Origin of the sequence: Pseudomonas monteilii NBRC 103158 = DSM 14164 (genome assembly GCF_000730605.1) — a bacterium.
Taxonomy (GTDB): Bacteria; Pseudomonadota; Gammaproteobacteria; order Pseudomonadales; family Pseudomonadaceae; genus Aquipseudomonas; species Aquipseudomonas monteilii.
This window is the reverse complement of the sequence record NZ_BBIS01000053.1, coordinates 48,470-59,884: the sequence shown is the minus strand read 5'-3', so window position 1 is coordinate 59,884 and position 11,415 is coordinate 48,470. Positions and strand designations below refer to the sequence as shown.

The following is an 11,415-nucleotide window of genomic DNA, read 5'->3' as shown; positions in this document are numbered from 1 at the left end:
GGACAATCGCTTCGTCGCTGGGCTCAGGCGACATTTTGAAGCGCTCGGCTTCCAGGCGCTTGAGCCAGAGGCAGAAGCCGTTGCGCTCCCAGTACAACACTTTGATCCGATTACGCGCCTTGTTGAGGAAGACGAAGAGCACGGGGTCGAACACGGCGACTTTGATATCCAGTTCTACCAAGGCAGTAAGGCCGTCGATGGACTTTCGAAAGTCCACAGGCTTGGGGTAGAGGTAGACTTTTTCGACTTTGCTGTCGGGGCGCATCATGCAGGGCTGGCTCCAGAAGGAAATCGGGAGTACAGCATCGGGCATCAGGTAAGCGCTTTGAATGTGGGGTTCATGGAGCACTTACCATTGGCTGGGCGCTGCACGTATGCATCACCATGAAAAGGCGTCAGATATAGATATGCACGAATAGAGGAAATATTCCTTGCCTACCAATCCCTTATCCCATTTCACAGAATAATACCAAAGCCTAAGGATATTAAGTCGCTGGAAAATGAAAGGCAAGAGCTAGCTGGAAAAATTCTTCAACAGGAAAAATCGTTAGCAAGCAATTTCGACATTCTTACTAATGCCTCGGAAACGGCCAAAAAATACATTCTAAGCAAAATTGAGGAAGTAGCTCACGACTTGGATCAGCTTAAAGCAAAGCATAATGAGATTAGCCTAAGAATTAGTTCGCTGCATCTGGCCAGTAAATCCATGCTTAACGTTATGGGAATTTACAAGCTCCTTTTGAACGAGCATGGGCGAATGCGAGTAAATAATTTCCTAATCGGTCAAAACGTAAGAATTACTATAACGCCTACTAAGAAAAACATTTCATCATGGATGTTCACTTGGCTGATGAGCACATTGACCGCATCAGTTTCACCCCGAATGGATACACTGCCGAAAAGAAGCCCCATCTCTAAATCGCTACCAGCCCTAAAACGCACCCAATCAAAGATTGGGCACCTTTTAGGGCTAATATAAAATTTATTCATGTGCAAAATTCATCGCTTCACCCCTAGCTCTTTGCGATCTGACTTTTTCAGTAAGTTCGCTAATTGGCAATGCCTTGCTGAATAGCCATCCTTGAACAAGTGCATCAGGACAGAAATCAAGAATTGCTTTTTTCTGAGCTTCCGTCTCCACGCCCTCAAAAATTATTTTTGCGTTTAAAGCTTTTGCTATTTCATGAATCTTTTGCAGCACTACTGCTGCCGGAGAGTCTGTTCCAGCAGCTTTTGAGAACGACTTGTCAATTTTTATAATATCAACATTGAGCCCGGCCAGATAGGATAGACTTGAATATCCTGAGCCGAAATCGTCAATTAATACTTTATAACCAGAAGCTCGAATGGACTCAATTTTTTGTTCGACCTGGCTAATTTCAGCCGTTGCCCCTTCAAGAATTTCAATTGCAATCTGGCTAGCTGATACGCCGTGACTTCTTGCTGTATCTGATATGTGTCGAATTAGACCGCCATCCAGCAGGTCCTTGGTTTCAATGTTAAAACTCAAATATACTCCCGGATGGCAAGCCAGGCCTCTCGAACACTCTTCCAAAGCCCTATTAACAATCAGCTTGTTCAGCTTCTCTTGCAAACCAAGAGTTTCCGCTTTTTGGATGAAGACATTTGGAGGGACTGATCCGAATTTCTTATCGTGCCAGCGCGCCAAAACTTCGAACCCGGAAACCTTGCCGGTCTTGCCATGAACAATTGGCTGATATGTAGTTGATATTAGCCCATTTCTAATAGCGTATTTTAAACGATATGAAAGTGAGTTTCTAACTCTACGATATTGGTGGGCAGCATAGAAAGCCAACAAGCCCAAAGAACAGCCAGTTAATGCGACAAACAGGAAAAGAGTAGGTTTGCTGGCCTTGAAAATATTTGCTTGAATGTTCGAGCTAACACAAATGTCGTATTTTTCAGAGCACACTCTTGCAGATGCGCTGCTTAGGATATTTCCTTGCTGAAAATCGCCGAACGTGCGCATGATGGTTTTGCCGTCACGAGAGACAATAAATGCATTTAATTCTGCTGGCGGTGATTCAAAAGGTGCAAATGCGGTGGGTGACGTAACCACAAATGAGTTTTCTTTTGCTGAAACATCAATTTTTATTGCGCCGGGAAAATAGCTTGAAGCTGCACTCCACAGCCTAACATTGTTTTTCGTAAGTCTACCCTCACCAGCCAACCTGAAAGCAGGGATTACGCCCCACATAGCGGAGCAAGTAATAGTGTTGTTTTTTATTCGCCCTGCATCTTTTACAAAGCGATATTCATATAAAACTCGTTTTAACGTGTCTAGGTCAGTTAGCCCGCAAGACTCGTCAGAGGTATTGTTTAGCTCATCAAGTGCAGCTGTAAGGTTTCCTGCGACCATTTCGGCATGATTGAGAATAACCTTAGCGTGGGACTCTATCCTGTTATCTGCACTAGCCAACCATAAAAGCTGTGTCACTCCAAATGAGAACAGCACTCCAACTGTCAGGCATCCAGCTAAATAGCACAGAGTGCTTTTTTCGAGCTTTTTCATGCGCACCGCACCACCCATGATTCCCTATTTCCGCCTTATGCCATATCTCTGTGGGGTTGCATAGGGGCTATATGAGCATTTTCAACCATCACGCTATGCGTGACGGCGCTGGACAAATCCAGCGCCAAATGCTGGCCCTAACAAGTCAGGGCCAGCCGGACAAATCCGGCTAAAAACCAAAGCCTCGGACAAGTCCGAGGCGCTGGACAAATGTAAGGGATCCATCATCCCCACATTCCAAGCGTCCACCTGATTCACGATGCTGCGCTCCCGATTTCTTTCTGGAGCCAGCCCACCATGATGCGTCCCGACAGCAAAGTCGAAAAAGTCTACCTCTATCCCAAGTCCGTGGACTTTCGAAAGTCCATCGACGGGCTCACTGCCCTGGTCGAACTGGATATCAAAGTCGCCGTGTTCGACCCGGTACTTTTCGTCTTCCTCAATAAAGCCCGCAACCGCATTAAGGTGTTGTACTGGGAGCGCAACGGCTTCTGCCTTTGGCTCAAGCGCCTCGAAGCCGAGCGTTTCAAAACCTCCCCCGACGCCACCGACGAAGCTATCATTCTGACCGTCCAGGAACTGAATTGGCTACTCGACGGTTTCGATCTCTGGCGCAACCGTCCGCATCAGGTTTTGACACCCCGTTTCGTCGCTTGAGCCGGTATAATCCGGGCCATGATTTCAGTGCCCGATGACCTTCCTGACGACCCTGCCGCGCTCAAACAACTGCTTGCGCAGTTGTTGGCCGAGCGCACGGTCGATAAAGGCCAGATCGTCGATCTTAAAGAACAGGTCAAGCTGCTGCGCGACCGACTGTTCAATCGCAAGTCGAGCAAACCGTCGAGTCCAACACACCCCAACTGGCGTTGTTTAACGAACCTGAAAGCCAGTGGGTACCTGCCGCTGATGATGCTGACGAAGACGTTGTTGCCCCGACCGAGCCGCGTGGCAAACGCAAACCCCTGTCGGCTGACCTACCACGTATTGAAGTCATTCATGACTTGCCCGATCACGAACTGACTTGCGCCTGTGGTTGCCGCAAACACGTGATTGGCGAGCAAACCAGCGAACAGCTCGACATCGTGCCGATGCAGATCCGTGTGCTCAAACACGTACGCAAAGTCTATGGCTGCCGTGGTTGCGAAACTGCGCCGGTCACCGCTGGCAAGCCGGCGCAATTGATCGAAAAGAGCATGGCCAGTCCCAGCGTGCTGGCCATGTTGCTGACCACCAAGTACGTCGATGGCCTACCGTTGCACCGCTTCGAGACGGTGCTGAGCCGACATGGTATCGAGATTCCCCGGCAAACCCTGGCCCGCTGGGTCATCCAGTGCAGCGAACACGTTCAGCCATTGCTGAACCTGATGCGTGACCGCTTGCTGGAAAGCCCGGTGATCCATTGCGACGAAACTAGAGTGCAGGTGCTCAAAGAGCCGGATCGTGATCCGACCAGTCAATCCTGGATGTGGGTGCAGGCCAGTGGCCCGCCTGATCGACAAGTCGTGCTGTTCGATTACACCACCAGTCGCGCGCAGGAGGTGTTGCTGCGCCTGCTGGAGGGCTATCGCGGCTACGTGATGACCGATGATTACGCTGGCTACAACGCGTTGGCGCTACAGCCGGGTGTTGAACGACTGGCGTGCATGGCGCATGCCCGGCGTAAATTCGTCGAAGCGCAGAAGGTGCAGCCCAAGGGCAAGACCGGTCGCGCCGATGTTGAGCTGACGATGATCAACAAACTGTATGGCATCGAACGCGACCTCAAGGATGCCAGCGATGAACATCGATTTATCGGTCGTCAGGAACGAAGCCTGCCGATCCTTGAGCAGTTGAAAAGTTGGCTCGACAAGACGCACTCGCAAGTGACACCGCAAAGCGTACTGGGCAAGGCGTTGCATTATCTGGCAAACAATTGGAACCGCCTGGAACGGTATGTCGAAGCGGGCCATTTGCCAATCGACAACAACCTGGCAGAGCGCGCGATAAAACCGTTTGTGATCGGGCGCAAGGCTTGGCTGTTCAGTGACACGCCCAAGGGAGCCACGGCCAGCGCGCAGATCTACAGCTTGGTCGAAACCGCCAAGATCAACGGCCAAGAGTCCTATACGTGGCTGCGCCACGTACTTGAGCGACTGCCGCATGCGTCGTCAGTAGCAGACTACGAAGCGCTGCTGCCATGGAACTGTTCGCCAGAGATGCCACGGTAACCTTGGCTTCCACCTTGCGGTAGGTGGGGTTCATGGATCGGTTACAGACCTTCGCACCTTGGCGAGCCTCCGTGGTGGCGTTCAGGAAGGACAGCGCATGCTGTTCCTGTTCTGGTCACTCAATTTCATGGGTATGAGCTTCCAGGTCAACAGTATGAACTTTTGGGTTGAGGCCAAAGCCGTAGCAGAGAGGTTCTTCCCCAATGGTGATTGGGAAGAAGCGGCGCTTGGAACCGTGTTTGAGAAGGTCTGTCAGCATTGCAGAGGTGAGAAGGTCGAGTTTAATGGGGAAAGCTATAAGCCACTCTACACTCCCCGTAATTCAACGCTGATACGTGCTTTCAATATCACGCCGGAGGAACAACAACACATGATTACTATCATTGATCCAGTGGAAAGAGCACGCCGAGGAAAAGAAAGGAAAATATGGGAGCGCAGGCAGCGTGGAGCGAGTGAACAGAAGAATAGTGATGCCCGAACTAAGCCATGGGAAAAGTTAGGAATAGGCAAAACGACTTATTGCAAGTGTAAGAAGTTACAAAGGCAGCAAACTTGGGGGTTACAAGTAGGGTGAACTACTTCGTCCTGTTATCTAAGGGGATACTGCGGTGAGGGGGTTTTAAGTATTATTTGAATCTGCCTTTTAGACATGGTTTTGCTCTTGCAATTTCCAGCGCCGAAAGACCATTAAATCATTGTCTTGCTCTTGATTTTTTAAGTTTAAGTTTTACGATATAAAAACAACAATATTAGGCATTACATGACATTTAAAGTCTACAATCTCACCCTTAACAAGGGACTAAAAAGCGAAATGCAGACCAGGCTGACTATAAAGCAGGGCTTTGATATTTATCGTATTGAAAATGATAGTTTTTGGGAGTGTTACGCTGGTGAATGGGAGCGTAAAAGTCTCTCTTATAGTGGTATAACCAATCAGCACTATCTTGGTGATCTCAAATTAGACCGTGTAAGTGCATGCCTCTTTTACTATCAGGTTGATGTCTTCCTGCCCTTGCCGTAGTATTTGATAAATTTGTTCATGGTCGTCAGTTTAGTAAAAACCTAAATACTCTTCAGCGTATGTAGCTCGGTGGTGAAAACGAAGAATCTACTCTTCAGTTTCAAAAAGCATGAGTTTTCGTTGAATAAATTGGTAGAATGGCATTGGGATAATCATAGGAGGTCGAATATAACAATAGGTAAGGTTTTGGTTACGCCTAAACTACTGGCTGATTTTCAGCAGACCCTGCTACGAACTGAACAGCAAATAGAAATCCCACCAGAAATGGCCCGAGGGATGTTCTACACTGGAGAGGATGATGCTTTTGCCTTTGGTTAAACAACCCCGTAAGGGGAGCATCTTGGCGAATCCTTCTCCCTCCTAATCCAATAATTTTGCTTAGACCGAGAAAACTTCTCTTCTAAGGTCAATCACCTTTTGGATTTTCTCCCGATAGGTTTTCCAGATGGGTATATCAAAGGATATGCTTTGTTCAACAATCAGGCGTGCATGAGCTTTGCAATGCCCATCAAGAAATCGCCATGCATCCATTTTAATGCTCAAATCGTCTTGATTAAATATTGCAGGATTGAAAGAAAGGAAAAACTCTAAGACTTTAACCCCTTCGATTCGGTCGGATAGAATTATCTTTTCTAATTCACGAATTGAATTATTGATCTGAATGACTGCGCCTTCATAATCCTTTGCTTTATCCATTGCCACGCACTCCTCTTTTCCCAAGCATATACACAACCTACAAGGCTGTCAATTTATTTGCCATCGCACGAAAGTCTTGGTGAGACAAAAGTTGGAATTTAACTATATCAGGGATAATAGCCCGTGAGGGAACATCTTGGCAAAGGCTGTTCACATATGCACTTAAAATTTTGCTCTGGAATGCGCCATTGGTATTCAAACCAACACGGCGCAAAGCGCGTATCATTTTGGATTGCGCATTCGAATGTGATTTCCTCTGACCAGAGCCTCACATTTTAGTTGGTAAATCTCTCCGACTCGAAAAGCATAAAAGTCTTGTGATTCTACCGGGACAATTTTCTTTTCTATCCTATGGTCTTCATCGTCGAGATCCATAGTGGTGACTAACGCCAAGCAGACAATTCCCTCATAATCGTTCGGGTCATTTCCACTGTCCAAGTCGAAATACCAGTCCTGAACCGATGAAATGCTATGGATTTCGATAATTTTCTGTCGCATCCTTTGCTTCCTGCTTTTGGTGTTTCACGACACTAAAAATAATTCTTTGCCCAAGGCAATAATACTTTGGTCTAATAAAAACCGCCTTGCTAGGCGGTTTGGTCAAGAGCTTTAAGGTGTTGTGCTGCCATTTGCGTTATCTCTACTGAATTTCAGCGCAATAACTCCGCTTCCGTTCGTCCCGCAATAAGTTGATACGTCTGATATTTTATAACAGTCATTGTATTTCACAGTTCCTACGCTATCCCATCCTACTGCTTTTTGAGATTTCACGATGTTCGCACAAACCTCTACCTGCTTCAGATGTGAAACGACTAGCGAGCACCGATACTCGCACCAGCAGATTAAGATTGCGGGCTCGCTGGATGTGATTTCAGGTGGCAAGCCTTGATTCGACTTCCTATCCAGTCACACAGGATCATTCGCACCGAAAGCAGCAGGCTTTCAGTAGATCGCACCGTACTGACTGATCACCACGCCTGAGGTTGTATTCAAATGTTTGGGTTTCTGCACTGCGCATCCAGCCAGTCGATAAACACCCGCAAGCGTGGCGTTAGACGTCGATGGTGGGGGTAGAGGATGGTGATGGGTAAATCCGGCGGTCGATGCTGGGGCAGTACTTCGATCAAGCTCCCGTGTTCCAGTTGACGGGCGACATGGTAATAAGGGACTTGGACGAGGCCGAAGTTAGCCTCGCAGGCAGCCACATAAGATTCTCCATTGTTGACCGCCAGGCTGGCTGGCAGGGTGCGAAGCAACACCTGGCCGTGGACGCAGAACTCCAAAGGTTGCAGCTTGCCGGTGGTGGCCGATAGGTAGTCCACGCAACGCTGCCCTTCGAGTTGTTCGAGCTTGGAGGGAAGGCAATAACGGGCCACATAGTCGGTACTACCGCAGGTGACCTGGCGCAACGGGGGCAAAGGGTGCGCGACCAAGGTTGAGTCCGACAGTTCGCCGACTCTGACCACACAATCGACGCCTTCTTGTACCAGATCAATCATTCGGTCACCGATGCCGATCTCCAGCATGATCTCGTGGTAGATTTGGTAAAAGGTGGGCAGTGCCGGGATGACCACCAGACGGCCGAAAGAGGCCGGCCAATTCAGGGCTAATGTAATTGCAGGTCTCATTTCCAGCGGATGGCAGGCTCAGGAAAGTATCGCTTGCCGACTCGAGGGCCAGTTTGCCGGCTTTGGTCGGCACAAAGTCCATTGTCGGCATTTCATCGTTGGTGCCGAGCTTTAGGAGTCTGCCATTGAACGTCACCGTTTTGTCGGTCAGCGTTGGTTGCTTGCAAGGTGTAGCGGCGTGCGGCGGCGGGCACGGTCAGTGATGTCGCTTGATACCGGGCAGTGTTGAGCACCAGCAGGGCGAGGCCGCTCGGTTGCTCACGTAGATGTTGCTAAGAGATCGTAGAGAAAGCGAGCACTAAGCTGTAACGTTTGGATAGGGGGTGAGCATCACTCCACCGGAAACTTGGTCATACGTCCGCGTGGTCGTCGAGTGCATGAAGCTTGATGGGATTATCTCCAAAGTCGTGAGAGTAGATGGAATGTACGGGAGGGCATCTCGATACTTGGTGCTGTTGATCGCAGTCATCTCGCCGTTTGAGGGAGTGATCATGAACGATTTCAGGTAGCATCTCTATTACAAGTCCCCGGCATGGTCGTCGATGAACTTGCTGAGACTTAACCGCATGCGCAATTCGGTCAAGGCGTAGGAGCAGTACTGGCATGTCCTTTCAATTTCTAAAGTTGATATCTTCGGCGAGCAGTGACGCCATGGTACAGCCCGACATTCTCATGTGCGAGCCAGTTAGAGGGCGTCAGATGCAGAGCCTGGCGGGTGTCGAGCCATGAGCTTGACTCTGGGTGAGGTCCTGAACCTGCCCGGCTTGGAAGACATGAGGGTCCGTGCAGGCGAGCTTTACTTGCAACGGCGAGTATGCTGGTCCTACGTGGCGGGAAATGAGGGTATCACCGCGTGTAAAATGGGCGGCGAACTAGTATTTATTTCGGAAATCAATTACCTATGTGACGAACGCAAGCTACTCACTTTGGTCGAGACTGGTGCTGTGTTGGGTATTGCCGGGATGGTGGTTCTTACTGGAGGCCCGTTTCCCCAGTGCATCCCGTCTGCAGTGATCGCTCGTGCTGAACAGTTGGGCTTGTCGCTGATCGAGCAGCCCTCTCCGCTGAAGTTGGTGTTTGTGACCCACCTGATCGATACGGCCCTGATGCATATGACTCAAGTGCGGCGCTCACGTAACCACATTCTCGGCCAGTTGCTGACCGGAGATTACCCGAGTCTGGCCATTGCCCGACAGCGGGCTGCGCATCTGCAACTGATGCTTGATATTCCACGGCGACTGGTCGTGCTGCGCTTGTCAGGTATCGAGACGCTGTTTGAGCGCCAAGGCTTGGCCCAAGGCGAGCAGCTGTGGCAAGCCACTCGCCAGTCCATGGAAGACCAACTTGAAGCCTGGGGTCGCAGCCGCCCGGGAACGATGACGGTAGAGATGCCGGGCGACCTCTTCGTGCTACTGCTGGCGGATGCCGATGACCTGCCGGCAGCCTTGACCACGTTGCGTCGGCAACTGATCGGAGTGGCAGGGGAGTTGGATATGTACATGGGCCTGTCGAGCGTTGCTGAAGATTGTGGTCATTACCGCCGAGTGCTCAACGAAGCGCGCCAGGCGCTGAATGTGGCGCAGAAACTGCGCCCGGAGAGCGGTTACTGCGATTTCAACGAGTTGGGCGTGTTGGGTTTGCTGCAGGGGGTAGTCGACCGCACGCTCATCGACGACTTCGTCGAAAAGACACTCGGCCCGTTGTTCGTGGCCGGCCGTAAACACCCTAAAGTACTCGTGCATACCCTCGACGCTTTGCTCACGGAAAATGGCAACGGGCTCAAGGCTGCCCAGCGCCTGGGACTTCACCGTAACACCATCAATCAACGTATCCAGCGCATCGAACAACTGAGTGGAAAATCCCTGGACGATCCACTTTTTCGTATGAATGCTTCGATCGCTATTATGGTATGGCACATGTCTGTCGCCCGAGGTAAGGAATAATGACATGAACATCATCAATGCGCGCCTGCGTAGCAAGCGTAGTCCGCTTCGTCCTGAATGGCATGACATCTAGCCAGATCCAAGTGATGGTCCAAAACTGTGCGGAATGACCGAGATTCCCCTGCAGAATTGTGGTGGCGCCCTCGTGGAGCGCACATTCACTTGGATGCCCTCACATTGCGGGCCAGCTGAGGGGAGCATGGCGAGGAAATCCTGGGCCGCGCCACGAAAACTAACGACAGGGTTGTTCAGTGAAGTGAAGAGACTACCTTTTTCCGCTCGCAGATTGGTGAGACACCAAAGAAACGACTGTAGCACTTTGAGAAGTGTGCTGGCGAAATGAAACCACAGGCGAGGGCGATATCACGCACTTGGGATTCACTGTGTAGCAATAGTTGCCTAGCCCGTGTCAGGCGTAGTTCCAAGTAATACTGACTCGGTGTGTTTTGAAGATGCTTGTGGAACAAACGCTCCATTTGCCGAACCGAGATCTCATTTAGTTCTGCAAGCTCTTCCAAGGTCATCGGGTCTTCAAGGTTGGCTTCCATGATTGTAACAATCTGACTGAGTTTGGGCTGAGAAGTGCCGAGCTTTTGCCGCAAAGGCACGCGCTGGCGCTCTTGCGAACCACGTACTCGATCACATAACAGCAGTTCAGCCGCATGACTGGCAATGTCCCGTCCGCCAGGTTCTCGGGCAATCAGTTGTAGGATCATGTCCATGGAGGCCACGCCGCCGGAGCTCGTGAAACGGTCACGGTCAAGCTCGAACAGTTGGTTGGAAATGATAATGCCGGGAAATCGCTCTTTTAGCGCCTCGATATCTTCCCAGTGGATGGTGCACCGATAACCCGTGAGCAGATTGGCGCGCGCTAGCAAATGGCTGCCTGTGCAAATTCCGCCCAATGGTACCTGGTCATGTGCCAACTTGCGAAGCCAGTTGAGGATGGGGCGGGTATTGTGGTCGGAGACTATCGGGTTTGGGCCCACCACGAACAGCATGTCCAGCTTTGGGGCATCCTTGATACTGAAATCGGGCAGGATTCGCATGCCGTTGCTGGCACTCACTGGCTCCATGTCGGCTGCAATGATCAGGGTCTGGAACATGGTTTTGCGTGCTGCCAGGTTGGCCATGCGCAAGGTTTCCACCGCCGAGGCGAAGCCAATGGTGGTGAAATTGGGAATGACCAGGAAACCGACGACCTTCAGCGGCGGGGCATCATTGACAGGGTATGCCGGTGCCGACGGCGAGGATTTCAACGTACCCATCAATATGACTCCTTGAATGCAAAAATGACGTGCTCTGCGTCTGTTTGTCGTAAATCGGCAATTCATTGTGTTTAGGTTGATGCATTTGTCAGAGTGATAGTACACGCAGTGCCTAAGCA

At 50.3% G+C, this 11,415-nt stretch carries 9 protein-coding genes and 1 pseudogene; 4 read left to right on the top strand and 6 right to left on the bottom strand.

All coding sequences use genetic code 11. The features are described 5' to 3' along the window. Positions 1 to 268 (bottom strand): IS66 family insertion sequence element accessory protein TnpB (gene tnpB / locus PM2_RS24770; RefSeq protein ID WP_042132574.1); only part of this gene is annotated, 268 nt, incomplete at its 3' end. Positions 269 to 982: 714 nt separating this feature from the next. Further along, on the bottom strand, positions 983 to 2,533 hold the full coding sequence (locus tag PM2_RS30325; protein WP_161775528.1) for an EAL domain-containing protein: 1,551 nt from the start codon (positions 2,531 to 2,533) through the stop codon (positions 983 to 985). 297 nt (positions 2,534 to 2,830) lie between these two features. On the opposite strand from PM2_RS30325, the gene tnpB (PM2_RS24760) reads away from it, so the two are divergent. From tnpB (PM2_RS24760) to PM2_RS24750, 3 genes and pseudogenes are all read left to right on the top strand, one after another. After that, the gene (gene tnpB, locus PM2_RS24760) at positions 2,831 to 3,190 is read left to right on the top strand and encodes an IS66 family insertion sequence element accessory protein TnpB (RefSeq protein WP_028699721.1); all 360 of its coding nucleotides are present in this window, start codon (positions 2,831 to 2,833) and stop codon (positions 3,188 to 3,190) included. An 18-nt stretch (positions 3,191 to 3,208) separates the two neighbouring features. Next, positions 3,209 to 4,740, top strand: a pseudogene (tnpC, locus tag PM2_RS24755) (IS66 family transposase). Between the two features lie 97 nt (positions 4,741 to 4,837). Next, positions 4,838 to 5,314: a hypothetical protein gene (locus PM2_RS24750; RefSeq protein ID WP_028699720.1), complete on the top strand. Its 477-nt coding sequence runs from the start codon at positions 4,838 to 4,840 to the stop codon at positions 5,312 to 5,314. Between the two features lie 825 nt (positions 5,315 to 6,139). Here PM2_RS24750 and PM2_RS24745 read toward each other — a convergent pair. The 3 genes from PM2_RS24745 to PM2_RS24735 form a co-directional block, all read right to left on the bottom strand. Beyond that, on the bottom strand, positions 6,140 to 6,463 hold the full coding sequence (locus tag PM2_RS24745) for a hypothetical protein (protein ID WP_136915578.1): 324 nt from the start codon (positions 6,461 to 6,463) through the stop codon (positions 6,140 to 6,142). Between the two features lie 216 nt (positions 6,464 to 6,679). After that, complete coding sequence (locus PM2_RS24740; protein ID WP_028699718.1) at positions 6,680 to 6,955, bottom strand: hypothetical protein; 276 nt, start codon at positions 6,953 to 6,955, stop codon at positions 6,680 to 6,682. 491 nt (positions 6,956 to 7,446) lie between these two features. Beyond that, positions 7,447 to 8,085: a LysR substrate-binding domain-containing protein gene (locus PM2_RS24735; protein WP_080694020.1), complete on the bottom strand. Its 639-nt coding sequence runs from the start codon at positions 8,083 to 8,085 to the stop codon at positions 7,447 to 7,449. Positions 8,086 to 8,810: 725 nt separating this feature from the next. Here PM2_RS24735 and PM2_RS24730 point away from each other — a divergent pair. Next, entirely contained in the window at positions 8,811 to 10,028 is a 1,218-nt protein-coding gene (locus tag PM2_RS24730; protein WP_028699717.1) for a PucR family transcriptional regulator, read from the top strand. Positions 10,029 to 10,276: 248 nt separating this feature from the next. On the opposite strand, the gene cahR is transcribed toward PM2_RS24730, so the two are convergent. Then, entirely contained in the window at positions 10,277 to 11,296 is a 1,020-nt protein-coding gene (gene cahR / locus PM2_RS24725; RefSeq protein WP_028699716.1) for a transcriptional regulator CahA, read from the bottom strand. Between the last annotated feature and the right edge of the window lie 119 nt (positions 11,297 to 11,415).

Coding starts and splice junctions, on each gene's coding strand:
- PM2_RS30325 (WP_161775528.1), bottom strand. CDS start 2,533: ATGAAAAAGCTCGAAAAAAGCACTCTGTGCTATTTAGCTGGATGCCTG.
- tnpB (WP_028699721.1), top strand. CDS start 2,831: ATGATGCGTCCCGACAGCAAAGTCGAAAAAGTCTACCTCTATCCCAAG.
- PM2_RS24750 (WP_028699720.1), top strand. CDS start 4,838: ATGCTGTTCCTGTTCTGGTCACTCAATTTCATGGGTATGAGCTTCCAG.
- PM2_RS24740 (WP_028699718.1), bottom strand. CDS start 6,955: ATGCGACAGAAAATTATCGAAATCCATAGCATTTCATCGGTTCAGGAC.
- PM2_RS24735 (WP_080694020.1), bottom strand. CDS start 8,085: ATGAGACCTGCAATTACATTAGCCCTGAATTGGCCGGCCTCTTTCGGC.
- PM2_RS24730 (WP_028699717.1), top strand. CDS start 8,811: ATGAGCTTGACTCTGGGTGAGGTCCTGAACCTGCCCGGCTTGGAAGAC.
- cahR (WP_028699716.1), bottom strand. CDS start 11,296: ATGGGTACGTTGAAATCCTCGCCGTCGGCACCGGCATACCCTGTCAAT.